17 protein-coding genes are annotated in these 17044 nt (G+C 42.3%); 14 read left to right on the top strand and 3 right to left on the bottom strand.

Features of this window, described 5'->3' with window-relative positions; genetic code table 11:
- Positions 1-17: 17 nt before the first annotated feature.
- The 13 genes from H9631_RS03940 to H9631_RS03880 all read left to right on the top strand — a co-directional run bounded on the left by H9631_RS03940 (position 18) and on the right by H9631_RS03880 (position 14828).
- Entirely contained in the window at positions 18-1007 is a 990-nt protein-coding gene (locus H9631_RS03940; RefSeq protein WP_191810137.1) for an aliphatic sulfonate ABC transporter substrate-binding protein, read from the top strand.
- A 22-nt stretch (positions 1008-1029) separates the two neighbouring features.
- Positions 1030-1875: an ABC transporter permease gene (locus H9631_RS03935; RefSeq protein WP_191810135.1), complete on the top strand. Its 846-nt coding sequence runs from the start codon at positions 1030-1032 to the stop codon at positions 1873-1875.
- 16 nt (positions 1876-1891) lie between these two features.
- Complete coding sequence (locus H9631_RS03930) at positions 1892-2641, top strand: ABC transporter ATP-binding protein (RefSeq protein WP_191810133.1); 750 nt, start codon at positions 1892-1894, stop codon at positions 2639-2641.
- 14 nt (positions 2642-2655) lie between these two features.
- A complete protein-coding gene (gene acsA, locus H9631_RS03925; protein WP_191810131.1) occupies positions 2656-4335 on the top strand; it encodes an acetate--CoA ligase in 1680 nt (559 codons plus the stop codon).
- 17 nt (positions 4336-4352) lie between these two features.
- Positions 4353-5057 carry an isochorismatase family protein gene (locus H9631_RS03920; protein WP_225220837.1) on the top strand — a complete coding sequence of 235 codons (705 nt, stop codon included), beginning with the start codon at positions 4353-4355 and terminating at the stop codon, positions 5055-5057.
- Positions 5058-5074: 17 nt separating this feature from the next.
- Positions 5075-5560, top strand: a complete 486-nt coding sequence (locus H9631_RS03915) for a GAF domain-containing protein (protein ID WP_191810129.1) — start codon at positions 5075-5077, stop codon at positions 5558-5560.
- 342 nt (positions 5561-5902) lie between these two features.
- A complete protein-coding gene (locus tag H9631_RS03910; protein ID WP_191810127.1) occupies positions 5903-6187 on the top strand; it encodes a hypothetical protein in 285 nt (94 codons plus the stop codon).
- A 38-nt stretch (positions 6188-6225) separates the two neighbouring features.
- Positions 6226-7620, top strand: coding sequence for an LLM class flavin-dependent oxidoreductase (locus tag H9631_RS03905; protein WP_225220836.1), 1395 nt, complete (start codon positions 6226-6228; stop codon positions 7618-7620).
- 294 nt (positions 7621-7914) lie between these two features.
- A complete protein-coding gene (locus H9631_RS03900; RefSeq protein WP_191810125.1) occupies positions 7915-9075 on the top strand; it encodes an MFS transporter in 1161 nt (386 codons plus the stop codon).
- 524 nt (positions 9076-9599) lie between these two features.
- Positions 9600-10280 carry a response regulator transcription factor gene (locus tag H9631_RS03895; RefSeq protein ID WP_191810123.1) on the top strand — a complete coding sequence of 227 codons (681 nt, stop codon included), beginning with the start codon at positions 9600-9602 and terminating at the stop codon, positions 10278-10280.
- Positions 10222-11679, top strand: coding sequence for a HAMP domain-containing sensor histidine kinase (locus tag H9631_RS03890; RefSeq protein ID WP_225220835.1), 1458 nt, complete (start codon positions 10222-10224; stop codon positions 11677-11679). Before H9631_RS03895 ends, H9631_RS03890 begins: the two co-directional genes overlap by 59 nt.
- A 282-nt stretch (positions 11680-11961) precedes the next feature.
- Entirely contained in the window at positions 11962-13080 is a 1119-nt protein-coding gene (locus H9631_RS03885) for a S1C family serine protease (RefSeq protein WP_191810121.1), read from the top strand.
- Between the two features lie 452 nt (positions 13081-13532).
- On the top strand, positions 13533-14828 hold the full coding sequence (locus H9631_RS03880; protein ID WP_225220849.1) for a short-chain fatty acid transporter: 1296 nt from the start codon (positions 13533-13535) through the stop codon (positions 14826-14828).
- Positions 14829-14992: 164 nt separating this feature from the next.
- Here the strand turns inward: H9631_RS03880 and H9631_RS03875 are convergent, their stop codons facing one another.
- Both H9631_RS03875 and H9631_RS03870 read right to left on the bottom strand, forming a co-directional pair.
- Positions 14993-15307 carry an AzlD domain-containing protein gene (locus H9631_RS03875; RefSeq protein ID WP_191810119.1) on the bottom strand — a complete coding sequence of 105 codons (315 nt, stop codon included), beginning with the start codon at positions 15305-15307 and terminating at the stop codon, positions 14993-14995.
- On the bottom strand, positions 15300-15992 hold the full coding sequence (locus tag H9631_RS03870; protein WP_191810117.1) for an AzlC family ABC transporter permease: 693 nt from the start codon (positions 15990-15992) through the stop codon (positions 15300-15302). The genes H9631_RS03875 and H9631_RS03870 overlap by 8 nt, the downstream gene beginning before the upstream one ends.
- A 106-nt stretch (positions 15993-16098) precedes the next feature.
- On the opposite strand from H9631_RS03870, the gene H9631_RS03865 reads away from it, so the two are divergent.
- On the top strand, positions 16099-16659 hold the full coding sequence (locus H9631_RS03865) for a helix-turn-helix domain-containing protein (RefSeq protein ID WP_191810115.1): 561 nt from the start codon (positions 16099-16101) through the stop codon (positions 16657-16659).
- Positions 16660-16663: 4 nt separating this feature from the next.
- Here H9631_RS03865 and H9631_RS03860 read toward each other — a convergent pair whose 3' ends face one another.
- Positions 16664-17005 carry a DUF2294 domain-containing protein gene (locus H9631_RS03860; protein WP_191810114.1) on the bottom strand — a complete coding sequence of 114 codons (342 nt, stop codon included), beginning with the start codon at positions 17003-17005 and terminating at the stop codon, positions 16664-16666.
- Between the last annotated feature and the right edge of the window lie 39 nt (positions 17006-17044).

Below are 17044 nucleotides of genomic sequence, written 5' to 3'. Positions count from 1 at the left end.
GAGGGAGAAAAACGACAATGAGAAAATTAAGATCAGTTTTGGCCATTGGCCTTTTGGGGATTGTTTTACTAATATCTGGTTGTTCTTCGAATGCTAAATCGGAAGGAAAGCCTGAAAAAATCAGACTGGATTATGCTTATTATTCGCCCGTAAGCTTGGTTTTGAAAAAATTCGGCTACTTGGAAGATGAGTTTAAAGACGATGGTATTGCAATCGAGTGGACATTAAGTCAGGGAAGCAATAAAGCCCTCGAATTTTTAAACAGCAACAGTGTCGATTTTGGATCAGCTGCTGGAGCGGCTACATTGATATCCAAAGCCAATGGAGCGCCGATCAAAAATGTATATATTGCCAACAAGCCGGAATGGACAGCACTTGTAAAAAGCAAGGATTCCAACATTCAATCAGTGAAGGATTTAAAAGGAAAAAAAGTTGCAGCAACTCTTGGAACTGATCCTTATATCTTTCTCCTTCGTGCTTTAGATAAAGAAGGTGTGGCAGTGGATGATGTGGAGATTGTAAATCTGCAGCATGGCGATGGAGCTACTTCACTGACAAACGGGTCAGTAGATGCGTGGGCTGGACTTGATCCTCATATGGCTCGCCTTGAAATCGAAACAGGTGCTGAATTATTTTACCGTAATCCCGATTTTAATACGTATGGATTTTTAAACGTAAGGGAAGATTTTGCCAAAAAGCATCCTGAATATGTACAGCGTGTCATCAAAGCCTACGAGAAAGCTAGGCAATGGATTCTTGATAATCCGGAAGAAGCAGTGAAGCTTCTAGGGGAAGAGGCAAGCATACCAGAAGACGTAGCGCGTATTCAGCTTGAACGCAATGATTTTACAGAGCCAGTGCCAGGTGATGTTCAACGTAAAGCATTAATCGAGGCAGGTAAAATTTTAGTAGAGAGTGATGTGATCGATTCAGGAGCTGATCTTGAAGAGTTAACGTCAAATCTCATTGACCCATCATTTGCAGAAAAAGAAATTGAAGGCAAATAAACTCAGGTAGGAGCGAAGTGAAATGGCAAAGCATGAAGGGGAGCTAGCATCCGTACTCGTTGCTGAAAGACCGGCAGATAAGAAAAAAGTCCGGACAGAGAAGAGAAATTTTCAGCCAATCATACTTGGAAGTTTACTGCCAATCATTCTTGTGGTTACGTGGGAGGCATTAAGCCGGCTGGGAGTATTTCCGTCTTACCAACTTCCAGCTCCGTCCACGATACTGGCGGCCATTCAAAAAATGGCGCAGGACGGTTCTTTGTGGGGGCACGTAGGCATCACAACCTACCGCGTATTTCTGGGATTCATATTAGGATCGGCTGTTGCAGTAGTTTTAGGTTCGTTTGTCGGTTTTTATAAAAAAGCTGAATACCTTTTTGATCCAATGATCCAAGCATTTCGTTCCATTCCTTCATTGGCTTGGGTTCCTTTATTCATTCTATGGATGGGAATTGGCGAACCCTCCAAAGTGACGATGATCGCAGTCGGAGTTTTTTTCCCAGTTTACTTAAATATTGTCAGCGGAATTGCAGGAGTTGACCGTAAGTTGATTGAGGTCGGAAAAATGTATGGATTAAGTACATTCCAATTAGTGACGAGGGTGATTTTGCCAGCATCTTTGCCATCTTTCCTAGTAGGTCTGCGCAGCGGTTTGGGTTTGGGCTGGATGTTCGTTGTTGCTTCAGAATTGATGGGTGCTAGTCAGGGCTTAGGGTACTTGCTTGTCCTTGGACAGAACACACTTTCACCGGAGACGATCATTGCTAGTATCATCTTATTCGCTATCATTGGCAAATTGACGGACTGGATTCTCAAAGTCATTGAAACACGTACATTGCATTGGCAAGATCGCCTTGTAAAGTCGTAATTCGGAGGGGAAAAAGATGGGCTTGGAATTGAAAAATGTCAGTCGGACATTCGCTGGAAAAACAGCGGTTCGGAATATCACTCTATCTGCAAAACCGGGTGAAATCATCGGAATACTAGGTACAAGTGGTTGTGGAAAGAGTACTCTATTACGGGCAATTTCCGGACTGGATGATGAGTATGATGGAGAAATAGCTATCAATGGCAAAACTTCAAAAGATGTTCATGATACAACAGGTTTCATTTTCCAGGAACCGCGCCTGTTTCCTTGGATCACTGTGTTGGAAAATGTCATTTTTGGATTGAAAGGCAAAAAGGAAGAAAAAATCAGCCTTGGAAAGCGATACTTGGAAAATGTCGGCTTAGGAGACTGCGAAAATCTGTATCCAAGGCAATTGTCAGGTGGGATGGCACAGCGTGTTGCTATCGCGCGCGCTCTTGTCACATCACCGGAAATCCTGTTGTTGGATGAACCATTCAGTGCATTAGATGCTTTTACAAAAATGCAATTGCAGGATTTGCTGCTTGATATTTGGAAGGAGCACAAAACGACAATCGTATTGGTTACACATGACATTGACGAAGCGACGTATTTATGTGATCGGATCGTTATCCTTCGAGGACAACCAGGGGAAATCGCCAAAGAACTGACAGTCGATGAAAGCCGGCCTAGATCGAGGGGGAGCAACGTATTAGCGGAACTGAAGACAGAGATATTGGAAAGCCTTGATTTGAATAAAGCGGGCAAGGCGCTGATCACATCGTAATAGGAGGATAGATAATGGCTGTTTTAGAAAGGGAAATAATAGCGCCGATTCCAGGTACGTACAATCTGGAAAACTATGATGCGCTACGACATACATTCTCATGGGAAGACGCAGCAAAAGAATTAAGTTTTACGAAGACTGGAAAATTGAATGCTGCCTATGAAACGATTGACCGGCATGTTGATGAAGGATATGGAAATAAGGTTGCCCTTCATTACGTAAACGGCGATGAAAGAAGATTGCTTACATTTCAAACAGTAAAGGACAAAACAGATCATTACGCAAGAGTTTTAAAAAGCCATGGGGTTAAAAAGGGAGACCGAGTGTTTGTATTCCTTCCGAAAACTCCGGAATGCTATATCTCCATTTTGGCGATTATTAAAATTGGGGCCATTGCAGGGCCTTTGTTCGAAGCTTTTATGGAAGATGCAGTCAAAGACCGGATTAATGATTGTAAAGGGACTGTACTAATCACAGACAATGAAATGGTGAAGCGGGTTCCACAGAATGACATACCTTCCCTGCAAACCATTTTAGATGTCGAAGAGATTGAAAATACAACTTTTGATGTTAAAAATGATGGTGAATTAGTTGAGTGGGTGGATCAGGAGGACGGGATGCTCATTCACTATACAAGCGGATCAACTGGCAAGCCAAAAGGTGTTTTGCACGCCCATCGTGTTGTGACTCATCATCATGCTTCAGGCAAATGGGTGCTTGATGTGAAGGACGAAGATGTATATTGGTGCACGTCTCATCCAGGATGGGTGACAGGTAGCGTTTATGGGCTGTTTGCACCATGGCTGAACCGGGCGACAATTGTGATTCAAGGGGGCCGGTTCAAGGCAGAAAACTGGTACCAGCTTATCCATGAATTAAAGGTAACGGTTTGGTATAGTGCACCGACAGCTTTCAGAATGCTGCTCTCACAAGGAGAAGTGATAAAAAACTTTGACCTTTCCTCTTTGCGCCACGTACTAAGTGTCGGAGAGCCATTAAATCCTGAAGTGATTTACTGGGCTTGGGAGCAATTAGGTGTCCGTATTCATGATACGTGGTGGATGACCGAAACAGGGGGACATTTGATCGTTAATTTGCCAGCTGAGACGATTAAACCAGGCTCAATGGGACGTCCATTCCCAGGCATTACTGTCGGCATTTTGGATGAAGAGGGTCAGGAACTGCCGAGAGGCTCTGTGGGACAGCTGGCTGTTCGTACACCTTGGCCTGGGTTGATGAAGGAAATTTGGGGAAATAAAGATAGATTTAATGCTTATTTTAAATATGATGGATGGTATGTTTCAGGCGACTTGGCTTATCAGGATGAAGAAGACTATGTGTTCTTTCAAAGTCGAGATGATGACATGATTAACTCAGCTGGAGAACGGATTGGACCTTTTGAAGTGGAAAGCAAATTGATTGAGCATCCTGCTGTCGCTGAAGCAGGAGTGATCGGAAAACCTGATCCTATTCGTGGTGAAGTAGTAAAAGCTTTTATTACCCTAAGACCTGGCTTTTCAGAATCAAAGGAGTTGCTCGAAGAAATCCGGATCTTTGTCAGAAACAATCTAGCCGCACATTCCGCGCCAAGGGAAATAGAAGTATTGGATGAGCTGCCTAAAACAGTGATCAGCGGGAAAATTTTACGCAGGCAATTAAAAGAGCTAGAGATAAATAGAACGAAGTCTTCTTAAAACGGGAGGAGATTGGATTGACTGTTATTGCTCAAACTGAAATTGGTGGGATTCACGCAATTCCAGAGCTTGCCCCTCAATGGAAAAAGCTGAACTTGGCGGAAATATTAAAAAGGAAAGCCGCATTCGTTTCTATTAGTCAGAATAAATGTCTCTATGAGCATAACGGTGCCCTTGGATATGAAAATCACCGTGAGCGTGGCAGTTTGCCTGCAACAATCAAAACATTGAAAGCTGCAAGAAAAGCAAGCAATTTTGTCTCGTTCAATTGGATCGGCTACAATATTTATCGTGGAAATGATCCGCAAAATATTTTTGATAAGGTTCAATATGAAACATGGGTCGAGGGCTTGAACGTCAATGAAGATAAGATCAACTGGGACAATGAATTGGTGGATGAATTGAAGGAATTGGTCGAGCCGGAGGATCTTCAATTTCATGAATGTGCACTGCAAACCGCTTTTATCGGGACACCGTTTCCCCTGGAATTAGTGCGAAAAAGAGTGGAAGTCATTGTATTTACAGGTGTTCATCTTGATTGGTGCATTGAAGGGAACGTTCGTTTGGCACGCGACAACGGCTATTTGCCTATTGTCATCGGCGATGCGACAGGATGCGAAAAGCCCGAACAGGAAGCAGCTGCCATGGAGCGAATCAACAATATTTTTGCCCCTGTCATTTCTTCTGATGACTTTGTGAAATATCTGGAACAACCGATTTGAAAGGAGGCTGAATGACTATGTTTCAAGTTAAAACATACTCTGGAAATAAACAAGAAGCCTATCAATTGCTTCTCAAGCAACTAAAGGCCCTTCTTGACGGAGAAACAGATGAAATAGCGCTATTATCCAATGCATCAGCACTATTGAACCAATTTTTGGATGAAGTCAATTGGGTTGGTTTTTATGTGTGGAAAGATGAAGAACTGGTCCTTGGGCCATTTCAGGGATTACCGGCATGCACAAGAATCACTTACGGAAAAGGTGTGTGCGGCACTGCTGTCAAAGAACAGACGACACAGCGAATAGCTGATGTCCATCAATTTCCAGGACATATTGCTTGCGATGCAGCAAGCAATTCCGAAATTGTAGTCCCCATTTTTGCGAATGGAAACATATATGGGGTGCTTGATATCGACAGCCCTATCACCGACCGATTTGATGAAATTGATCAAAAATACCTTGAGGAATTCGTAACAATTATTGAAGAACATCTAAAAGAATAATTTACATTAAAGAGCTGACTAGACCACTAGAGGCACTTTGTTTCATCTCATCAGATAGAACGAAGTGTCTTTTTTTATAAAATTTGTTGGGGATTGGGGATTGGAGGATTGTGCGAAATCTGAGGTTATTGTGCGAAAATCGGAATAATCGTGCGAAACCTGAGATAATCGAGCGAATTCCGCGATTATTGTGCGAATCCGGAAATAATTGAGCGAACTCTGGATAATGGTGCGAAACTCAGGAAAATCGAGTGAATTCCAAAATAATGGTGCGAAACCCTAGATAACCTTTCGCACCCCCAGGTTATCGCACGAAATCAGTTTTTAGATTGAGGTGATAGAGTGGGAATTCCAATTTTGAACAAAGAAATATTCAGTTTGCCTGATTTGCAATTTTACAGGTGGTGCGGTTTAAAGTATGGGATCAACCGTGGAATATATAATACGATCGAAGCGCTTCTTTTCGAAAAGGGCTATATCGATGTGTACGAACGCCGCTTTGCTTTAATCAAGTTTCTTGAATATTCCTTAAAGGAGGATCTATACGACGAAAAAGCTAAGGCGATCAAGTTTGGCCGTGGAAATTTAACGTTGTTGGTAAATGAATTTGTGGATGAGCGAGCTTAAAGAAATATGAATATTCAATGTAAAGGGGGGAATCTGGTTTGACGAAAAAAAGAATCTATTTGAATGCCTTCGAGATGAATTGCGTTGGGCATCAGTCGCCAGGTTTATGGAGACATCCGGAAGATCAGTCTGAGCGGTATAAAGATCTGGATTATTGGGTTGACCTTGCAAAGACTTTGGAAAAAGGGCGGTTTGACGGAATTTTTATCGCTGATGTAATCGGCATTTACGATGTATATGGTGATGATCAGGCGGTTGCCTTGAAGGAGGCAATACAGGTTCCGGTTAATGACCCGATGATGCTTGTTTCGGCAATGGCTTATGCGACAAAACATTTGGGCTTCGGCATTACTTGCTCTACAACATTCGAACATCCTTATACTTTTGCCCGACGAATGTCGACGCTGGATCATTTGACAAAAGGACGGATTGCTTGGAATATTGTCACTTCTTATTTGGAAAGCGGCACCAAAAATATTGAAATTGGTGATAAGTTCCAGCATAGCGAACGCTATGCTATTGCTGATGAGTATATGGAAGTTTGCTATAAATTATGGGAAGGAAGCTGGGAGGAAGACGCTGTCAATAGGGACAGAAATCGAGGTGTCTTTACTGATCCAGAAAAAGTGCATGGAATAGAGCATCAGGGAAAATATTTTAATGTTCCAGGGATCCATTTATGTGAACCGTCTCCACAGAGGACACCTGTTTTATATCAGGCAGGCGGCTCTCCTACTGGCAGAAATTTTGCAGCAAAGCATGCGGAATGTACCTTTATTACAGGTCCAGCCAAGGGTCCGATTGCTTCATATGTAAAAAATGTTAGGGAGCTCGTTCAAAATGAAGGCAGAGATCCGCAAAGTATAAAAATATTTGCGCAGATGACGCCGATTGTGGGTCGGACACCTGAAGAGGCTCAAAGAAAATATGAAGAGCTCACAAAGTATATTAGCTATGACGGAGCGTTAACATTGATAGGGGGATGGACTGGCGTTGACTTTTCGGTGTATCATCCTGATGACGAAATAGAATATATTGAAACGAAAGCTATTAAGTCAAAGCTGAAAATGCTTACTGAATCCAGTCATGATAAAAAATGGACGGTTCGCGAGCTAGCGAATTTTGTAGGTGTAGGAGGAATGGGTCCGGTTGTTGTTGGGACACCTGAACAAATTGCAGATACATTGGAAGAATGGGTAGAGGAAACAGATATTGATGGCTTCAATCTCGCATATGCACAGGCACCTGGAACTTTCAAAGACTTTGCTGAACTGGTTTCTCCTGAATTGCAAAAACGGGGAGTTTTGAAGAAAGAATACACGGAGGGGACATTTCGAGAAAAGTTGTTTGGGATAGGGAAGGCACGATTACCGAAAGAACATTCGGGTGCAGAATACCGCAGAGCAGATTTGCCTGTTTCAGATATTCAATAAACTAATTTAGGGCTTCGCGGATGCGAAGCTCCTATTTTTTGCGCAGGCTGTTAACTTCATTCAGCAAAAGTGTCCTACTTCTGAAAAAGAAAATTGGTATTCCGTTCAGTGGGGGCAAACCCCGTCTGAAAAAAGTTAAAATCATCAACGGATACCACAAATTTTCAGAGCGAATTTATCGCTCAATAAAATCTGGGCGCAAAAATGCAAGGCGCATTCGATAAATATTGACTTGGATATGGTTAACAGATTATATTGTTTGATATATCTCCATACATAGGAGGAGAGGATAAGATGAATAAGTCTAATATGACGTTAACCATATTGCTGGGCAACCTCTTTATTGCCTTTTTAGGAATCGGTTTGGTCATTCCTGTATTACCAACAATCATGAACGAATTGAACTTATCGGGCTCCGTTGTTGGAAATCTTGTTGCAGCGTTTGCTATTATGCAGCTTATTGTATCTCCAATTGCTGGACGCTGGGTTGATAAGTTTGGGCGGAAAAAAATGATTGTGTATGGTCTGTTGATTTTCAGCCTCTCCGAATTATTATTTGGGCTTGGTAAAACAGTGGAAGTCCTATTTGTTTCTCGATTTCTCGGTGGTATCAGCGCAGCTTTTGTAATGCCAGCTGTAACAGCATTCATTGCAGATATCACGACAATGGACACACGCCCAAAAGCGCTTGGCTATATGTCAGCTGCCATTTCAACGGGGTTTATCATTGGGCCTGGCCTAGGGGGATTTTTAGCTGAAATTGGATCTCGCGTCCCTTTTTTCACCGCCGCAGGGTTTGCGTTATTTGCAGCAGTTCTATCCATTATTACGCTTCGGGAACCGGGACGGGATCATGAAGATGTAGGGACGGGGCAAAAAGCAGGCATCAAACGTATTTTTATACCGAAGTATTTTTTTGCTTTTATGATAATTTTGATCACATCATTTGGCTTAGCTGTATTCGAGTCGCTGTTTTCTTTATTTGTTGATCACAAATTCGCTTTTACTCCAAAGGATATTGCGATTGTTATTACGGGTGGAGCCATCATAGGGGCTATTGCCCAGGTTATCTTTTTTGACCGATTAACAAAATATCTGGGAGAAATCGGTCTGATTCGTTATTGCCTGATTCTTTCGGTAGTCCTTGTGTTTTTAATGACTACTGTAAACTCGTATTATCATATTCTTTTGGTCACTTTTATCATCTTTGTTGGTTTCGATCTGATTCGGCCGGCGGTCACATCTTATTTATCAAAAATCGCTGGCAATGAACAAGGCTTTGTAGGTGGCATGAACTCGATGTTTACGAGTATCGGCAATGTTTTGGGGCCCGTCATTGGCGGCTTTCTATTCGATATCGATTTGGATTATCCTTATTATTTTTCATCCATCTTTTTATTGGCTGGGGTTGCCCTCTCGCTTGCTTGGAAAAAGCCAACCACATTGAAAGGCTGACCGGACTCTTTATTTGATTGTCCGGCCAGCTTTTTTTCACCTATTCAGCAGAAGTCTCCCACTTCTTTAAGTGGTGAGATCAAAGCAGATTGGGATTTCATCAGTGGGGATTTCAAACCCTGGCTGAATAAAGTTAAAGCCACCGCGGATGCCACTGATTTTCGGGGGGAAGTTATCGCTCGATAAAATATGGGCAAAAATATGCAAGGCGCATTTGATAAAAAGTAAGAAATTATAAAAGATTAGCTGAAATTTCAGTTAGCTGGGACAGGCATGACATCGCGATTTGGGCCTGCAGATGCTAATGTAAGCGAAGCGACAGGATTTCGCAGCTTGAGCTAGCCGGCGTACACGAAGTAAAACGAAGGTTGTCTCACTCTGAGCTAATTGGTAGTGTCACCAAAGCCGCACGGCTCGGCGCAGAGACAAAGTCAAATCGCCCTGGGCTTTTCGCAACTTGACATCTGACTGACATCTTTTCATGATAAAGTGAGTAGCAGTATTTTTCTCAAAGGGTGACGAATATGACAACAATTTTAATCGTCGAAGATGAGTATCCCATCAACCAAGTGTTGAAGGTTTATTTAAGAAAAGCAGGTTTCCAAACTGAATCTGTTGCAAGTGGAACAGATGCGTTGAAGCAATTTGAGGTAGTCAAGCCTACGCTAGTATTGCTTGATGTCATGCTTCCTGGTTTGAGCGGTTGGGAAGTTTTACAGGAAATCAGGAGGAAAAGTGATTGTCCCGTTATTATGTTGACGGCTCTCGGAGAAGTAAATTACAGGCTCGATGGTTTAAATAAAGGTGCCGATGATTATATTTCCAAACCGTTTGTAGGGGAAGAGGTTGTCGCAAGAGTTAAAGCCGTTTTGCGCAGGTCTGAGAAAAAGGAACCTTCTATCAAACAGTACGGAGGATTAGAAATCGATTTTCAAGGTCATCGTGTGATATTGAATGGTGAAGAAGTCCACTTGACTCCACGGGACTTATCACTGTTGCTTTTTCTTGCAGAGCATCCAAATCAAACATTCACAAGAGATCAGCTCATTGAAAAGATTTGGGGATGGGATTATGAAGGAAGCGACCGTGCAGTGGATTTGTCGATTAAGAGGCTGAGAAAGTCTCTGAAAGGGTGGCCTGCAAAAGATGGAAAAATCCGGACACTCCGGGGATTGGGGTATCAACTCAGTGTCCAGCATGAGTAAGAGGAAAATATCGCTGCAGCGGTATTGGACAACACGGTATTTACTTACGATTTTAATCGGGTTGGTGATAATGGCAGTCATTTCAGCTTTATGGATTCGACATACGACATTGGAAAACCGACTGAATATGCTAGAGTTTATGGCTGAAGAAACCGCAAACCGGTTGGTGACCAACGAGGAACCGGTTATCCCTCCATTGAATGAAATTCCCGGTTTATTCTCGGAGCGTGGACGCTTGTTGAATATGGAGAGCAATCCTACTATATATGTTGCTGATCCAGCAGGGACCATCTTAGCTAGTAACCGCCAACAGAGCTCTTTAAAACAGTTTGATGCATCCTTGCTAGATAGCACAAAAGCAGTGATCAAGCTTTCGGAAAAAGGGTATGCACCGTTCTATGTAGTAAAAAAGCCGATTGAGTTTGAATCTATGCGGCTTGGCTGGGTTGTCATCACAGAAACGGAAGCAAACCTGTCAAAGGTGAACCAGGAATATCAGCAGCTTACTATTATGATTGTCAGTCTGGCTCTTATTGGCTGGGGAGCGGTTTATATTTTATCAAGGAAGTTATCCAAACCGATTAAGAAAGTATCAAAAGCTGCTGAACAGGTGAGGAAAGGGAACTATCAAGTGGACCTCCCGAATGACGCAAAGGCAGAAGAAGTCGACGAATTGATCCGTTCCTTTAAAGAAATGTCACAGCAATTGCAGAAGCTTGAATCCCTTCGTACAGAATTACTTGCAGGAGTTACTCACGAATTAAAGACACCGGTCACTTCTATTACGGGTCTTTTACAGGCTATTGATGATGAAGTGGTAAGCGGTGAAGAGGCCAGAGAGTTTTTGAAGATATCTTTAAAAGAAACAGCCAAAATGAGAACGATGGTAGAGGATTTACTTGCTTTCAATTCATTTGCAGCTAATGCTGTTCCTTTAACAATGGAGAAGCATTCTATCAACGAGCTTGTTAAAGATTCCATCTACCAGTGGGAGGCAGGGCAGGCGGTTGAAGGACTTACCGTTGAAGTTAAGCCTCTCCAAGACGATGCTGGTGTGCGGGTGGATGCTGTCCGGCTGCAGCAAATCTTGACAAATCTTTTGAACAACGCACGGCAGGCGATTGCCTTTCCGGGGAAAATTAAGGTGACTATCACAGAGTCCCAGGATGAGCTTATGATTGATATTGAAGATACAGGGACGGGAATCTCTGAGAAGGAACAGTCTCTCATTTTTGAAAGGTTCTATCGAGGTCATGAGAAAAAATATAAGGTAGGTGGCCTTGGACTTGGATTGCCTTACAGTAAAATGATGGCTCAGGCAATGAGTGGAGATTTAGATTTGATCGAAAGCACGTCTTTAGGAACGACATTTCGGATCAGCTTGCCGAAAATTGATTAACTGCCGTAGGATACGGCAGTTTTTTTGTTAGTAAATTAAAGTAATGCTGCGTCCAGCTCCAGCGCCTATCGACTAGCAGACTTCGTGCCTCCTCCTACGATAAGTCAACATCGGCTCCTTCGTCGCCGTGTTTCCTTTATCTCGTTGGAGTCACTCCAGTCTGTACGTCGATGAACAGGCGCTTGCGCTTTTGTTCTTGGAGAAAAAGATCTGACATCTGTCTGACATACTGATCCCTTATAGTTCTATATAAGAAGCAGACGATGAAAGGGTGAAAGAAATATGATTAAACGTTTCTTATCAATGCTTTCCGCAGGTGTTATCGGTTCGGTTATTACTTTGGCTTCAGTCCAGTATTTTGATACTAACCAAACGAAAACAGAGCCGTTATCCGAAACTGCGGAGAATATCGATGTTCAAAAGGTAGCAGCAAGTTCAAATTCAATTTCTGACATCGTTGAGCAGTCATCTAAAGCCATCGTAGGTGTGGTCAATAAGAAAAATCAGAGTGATGGATTTCAACCTTCGGAAGCTGTGACGTCAGGAACGGGATCAGGTGTTATTTATAAAAAAACAAATAAAGAAGCTTTTATTCTGACAAATAATCATGTAATTGAAGGTGCTGGGCAGATTGATATTTCTCTATATAATGGAAAAGTGGTCGAAGCAGAGTTGATTGGAACAGACCCTTTAACTGATATTGCTGTACTTAAAATGAAGGGGAACTATGACATCGACCCCATTAAAATCGGTGATTCTGATGCTCTGCGTGCCGGTGATCAGGTTATTGCTATCGGAAATCCGCTGGGGCTTGATCTGTCAAGAACAGTGACACAGGGAATTGTTAGTGCGGTCAATCGGACGATTGAGGTGACAACTTCAGCAGGAGATTGGGATCTTGATGTTATACAGACAGATGCCGCCATCAACCCTGGAAATAGTGGCGGGGCTTTGATCAACGCATCTGGAGAGCTTATTGGGATCAACAGCTTGAAAATTTCTGAAAGTGGTGTAGAAGGACTGGGATTCGCCATTCCAATTAATGAAGTTACAAGCATCGCCAAGCAAATCATTAAAGATGGTCAGGTTGTCAGGCCATATTTGGGAGTAAGTGTCATCGGTCTAGATAAAATCCCGCCATTTTATTTGAAGGATATTCCGGAAAAAGTAAAAGAAGGTGTGATGGTCGCTTCAGTTGATGAGAACTCAGAAATCGCAAAAGCAGGGATCAAAGTCCAAGATATCATTGTTTCTATCAATGGGGAATCGTTAAAGGATGAAGGAGAACTGCGAAAGTTTTTATATACAAAACTTTCAGTTGGTGATCAGGTAACGTTGAAAGTTTTTCGTGATGGAAAAGAACAGACCTTTACTGTGAGACTAGCCAGCAATAAAAGATAGAGAAGAGCCTGGAAAGTGGTTTATACAACACTCTCCGGGCTCTTTTTTAGTTTCTCTGAATGAAGCTTGTTTAACTCCATTCAGAAGAAGTCTCCCACTTCTGTTTCTGTAAGGGGTGGGATGAATGCATATTGGTATTTCATTCAAAACTCCAGATGAATAAAGTTAAAACCACCGGTGGGTGCCACAGACTTTCAGAGGAAATGTATCGGGTGGAGCTCGACAAAATTTGGGCGTAAATGGGTCTTGGCGTATTTGATAATGGAATGTGCACTATTCCCTCTTCAAATCGTATTTACGAGCGTTCACTTTTCATATATCGCTTTCTCGGTAGCCTCCTCTTATTCAATAAACCGTATAATGTTTGTCTGCGCTGAATAATATGGTAGAAAACAGTGGAGAAAAAGGAGAGGATAACGATTTTAAAATCACTCACTAACTTTTTCGACCGGATGGTGCAGCGTTTTTTACCGGATGCTTTTTTGTTCGCTATTATTTTGACACTTGTCGTCTTATTGATGGGCCTCCTTTTTACAGATAGCACACCCGTTCAAATGGTCGAATATTGGGGCAGTGGTTTTTGGGATTTGCTTGCTTTTGCGATGCAGATGTCTATGATCGTTGTAACAGGCTATGTGTTAGCGAACACATCAATTGTTAAAAAGGGGTTAGCGAGGATCAGCACCCTTGCTAGCACGCCTGGGCAAGCAATTATGTTGGTTACGTTTATTGCGGCAATTGCTTCTTTGATTAATTATGGGTTCGGTCTTGTCGTTGGTGCTTTACTGGCAATACAAGTTGCCAAACGGGTTAAATCCTTGGATTATCGTCTATTAGTCGCAAGTGCGTACAGCGGTTTTTTAGTTTGGCATGGGGGTTTATCAGGTTCGATCCCTTTGCTGATTGCTACGCCCGATCACTTTTTGGAAGAAACGATGGGAACTATTCCGATAACAGAGACTTTATTCAGCGGTTTTAACCTGTTTATCGTGGCTATTTTAGTTATTACGCTACCTTTATTGAATCGGATGATGCTGAAGTCTAGGGATGGCCTGGAAATTTCCACAGCCAAAAATTGGGAGATTGATTCGTTCGAAGATCAAGAAACCGAGCCAGTCGAAAACATAACCTTTTCAGGTAGATTGGAAAATAGCCAGATTATTTCGCTCTTAATCGGCTTATTGGGACTTTCCTTTATCGTTTATTACTTTATCAAAAATGATTTCGACCTTAATATAAATATAGTCAACTTTATTATGCTTTTCCTTGGCATTCTTCTGCACCGGACACCAAGGCGCTTTTTAGCAAGCGTCAATAATGCAGTAAAAAATGTTGGCGGGATTATCGTGCAATTTCCGTTCTATGCGGGGATCATGGGAATGATGGTTTCTTCAGGATTATCTGAAAGCATGTCACTCTGGTTTGTCAGCATTTCGACTGAATTTACTTATCCGCTATTTACATTTATCAGTGCTGGCATTGTGAACTTTTTCGTTCCATCTGGGGGCGGACAATGGGCTGTGCAAGGCCCGATTATGATCCCGGCAGGAATTAAAATCGGCGTTGAATCAGCCAAGACGGCGATGGCTGTTGCATGGGGAGATGCGTGGACAAATATGATCCAGCCGTTCTGGGCACTGCCATTGCTTGCGATAGCCGGGCTTAAAGTCCGCGACATTATGGGATTCTGTGTCATCATTTTACTATACAGCTTTTTCCCAATCGCTATCGGTCTATTATTCTTTTAAAAGGGATCCTCATGGGGCCCTTTTAATATTTGAGCTTAGATTTTTTTATCGGCAGCAAGTCACGTTAAGTTTGTTGAATTGTAGGTTTCACAATCTATCGACAGAAAGACTCCTACCTATAAGGCTCTAAAACGCCTAATCTCTAACTTCATGCAGGGAGTGTTTCAAAAGAAATACCGCATTAACAACCCAGAGACAATCCCGATAATGACTGAGGGCAGAAACATTTTTGATAGCTTTATGGTGATAGCAGCCGCTAGGCATCCAAAAAGGACAGGGAGTGAAACAGATGGATGACCGTTTGTCGTTGTTAACATTTGATTAATAATCAATGCTGTCATAATAGCAATTGGAACATAGCTGAAGTATAGGCGCAAAGTCGGATTCATTTCTTTACCCGCCATAAGTTCCAAGCCGATCATCCTTGATAAAAATGTAGAAATGGCTAGTAAGCCAATGAGTATCCAATCGTTAAGCATGGCGCATCCTCCTTGCTACATATAAGCCTGCCAGTGGTGCTAAAACACCTGTGATAACAACCTTTAAATCATTACCAGGCCAAAGGTATTCCAGCAAAATCACAATAACTGCAGCGGCGAAAGCAGTGGTGATAATCGGTCTTCCCTTTAACGAAGGGATGAGCAGGGCTGCAAAAGTGACCGGGAAAGCTAAGTCGAGGCCAAACCTCAAGGGGTCAACCTGGTCACCGATGAATGCTCCGAAATAGGAAGAAAGAAGCCAAGACAAATAAAATGTGGCGGAGATTACCCCAAAGTAGAGGGGATCAGGTCCATACTTTTTGAATCTAGCGCTCCCCAGGACAAAAGGTTCATCCGATACACCGAAGGCTAACAGCCATCTCCACTTCTTTTTGGCAGGGGCAAGACCTTCGGCGAGAGCTGCTCCGTATAATAGGTTTCGTAAATTTAGTAAAATGGAAGTGAAAAGGACACTCGGCAATGCAGCCCCCGCTGCCAGCATGGCAACAGTCACCAATTGGACTGACCCTGAAAAAACTAGCGCGGACATGGTCACAGTAGCAGCCATACTAAAATTAGCTTGGTTTGCGAGTACCCCATAAGATAATCCATACGCGGCAATGGCGATGGCTAATGGAAGAGCTTCAATGAAACCAGTTTTGATTGTATGCTTAAATTCACCCAAATTTCAGTCCTCCTTGTTTAATAGAATTATTGAATTGTATAATTAAATTAACTTTTGGTATATTATAATATATAATAAGTAAAAAAAGAAGCTTGGAGGAGAAAGAATGGCTAAAGATTATCCTGAAGATGCAGGGAAGAAAATAGGAGCGAACTTGAGGCAGTTCCGGCTTAGTAAGGAATTGAGTATAGAGGCTTTGGCCAAACAAGTCGGTGTCAGTAAATTAACATTGATTAAAATAGAGCAGGGAGAGGCAAACCCTACATTGTCTGTTATCTGGAAAATTGCCAGCGGCTTAGATATTCCAATCACTTCACTCTTGGCGATTGAATCGGATGTTGCTATTGCAAGAACAACAGATGGGCTAAAATTAAAAAGTTCAGACGAAGTGTTTATCGCTGAACCTTTGTTTCGTTCTCACGGGTTTGAATTATATCGAGGATACCTGAAGCCACATAGTGAATATGTGTCGGAAGCACATCAGTCAGGGGTGATGGAATTTGTGACAGTAATGTCTGGACAACTAAGTGTGGAAGTGGATGGAGATGTACTTCATTTGGAAGCGTACGATTCTATTCGTTTTAAGGGAGATCGACTTCATAAATACGCAAATCCATCTTCTGACTTAACGATTTTGCATTTTGTCATTTCTTATAACCATCTCTGAAACGTTAAATTTTTTGGTCGAAAATAAACACAGATACAGCGATGTCTTCATCCACTTTTAAATCGGAAAATAAATGTACAAGCTTGGCGCCGACAAGTTCTTCCAGGCCCTCTGGAGGGGACTCTTTATATAAATCTTGTATCATGCGTGTTCTGGCGATTAGAATCATTTCCTTGCCATCGGGGGTGTCAGCAATAAATCTTTCAGTAGGTGTTAAGTTTCCATAGAGAGTGGAAATGGCCATATGATCTACGAACGTAGTCTCGATCCGATCCGGTCCTTTTCCAAAAAGGTCTTTCCGCAGCTTTCTAATGATATTATTGAATTCGTGAATCTTTTTAGACATTCTCATCATCACCTCTTATTGATTACTCTGATAAAAACA

The organism is Bacillus norwichensis (assembly GCF_014836955.1).
Taxonomy (GTDB): Bacteria; Bacillota; Bacilli; order Bacillales; family Bacillaceae_C; genus Siminovitchia; species Siminovitchia norwichensis.
This window is presented reverse-complemented; position numbering and strand designations above follow the sequence as displayed.

Excerpts from the sequence above, each read along its gene's own strand:
- H9631_RS03865 (WP_191810115.1), top strand. The coding sequence starts at position 16,099 with ATGGCTAAAGATTATCCTGAAGATGCAGGGAAGAAAATAGGAGCGAAC.
- H9631_RS03875 (WP_191810119.1), bottom strand. The coding sequence starts at position 15,307 with ATGCTTAACGATTGGATACTCATTGGCTTACTAGCCATTTCTACATTT.
- H9631_RS03880 (WP_225220849.1), top strand. The coding sequence starts at position 13,533 with ATGGTGCAGCGTTTTTTACCGGATGCTTTTTTGTTCGCTATTATTTTG.
- H9631_RS03930 (WP_191810133.1), top strand. The coding sequence starts at position 1,892 with ATGGGCTTGGAATTGAAAAATGTCAGTCGGACATTCGCTGGAAAAACA.
- H9631_RS03895 (WP_191810123.1), top strand. The coding sequence starts at position 9,600 with ATGACAACAATTTTAATCGTCGAAGATGAGTATCCCATCAACCAAGTG.
- H9631_RS03915 (WP_191810129.1), top strand. The coding sequence starts at position 5,075 with ATGTTTCAAGTTAAAACATACTCTGGAAATAAACAAGAAGCCTATCAA.
- H9631_RS03900 (WP_191810125.1), top strand. The coding sequence starts at position 7,915 with ATGAATAAGTCTAATATGACGTTAACCATATTGCTGGGCAACCTCTTT.
- acsA (WP_191810131.1), top strand. The coding sequence starts at position 2,656 with ATGGCTGTTTTAGAAAGGGAAATAATAGCGCCGATTCCAGGTACGTAC.
- H9631_RS03860 (WP_191810114.1), bottom strand. The coding sequence starts at position 17,005 with ATGTCTAAAAAGATTCACGAATTCAATAATATCATTAGAAAGCTGCGG.
- H9631_RS03940 (WP_191810137.1), top strand. The coding sequence starts at position 18 with ATGAGAAAATTAAGATCAGTTTTGGCCATTGGCCTTTTGGGGATTGTT.
- H9631_RS03935 (WP_191810135.1), top strand. The coding sequence starts at position 1,030 with ATGGCAAAGCATGAAGGGGAGCTAGCATCCGTACTCGTTGCTGAAAGA.
- H9631_RS03890 (WP_225220835.1), top strand. The coding sequence starts at position 10,222 with ATGGAAAAATCCGGACACTCCGGGGATTGGGGTATCAACTCAGTGTCC.
- H9631_RS03885 (WP_191810121.1), top strand. The coding sequence starts at position 11,962 with ATGATTAAACGTTTCTTATCAATGCTTTCCGCAGGTGTTATCGGTTCG.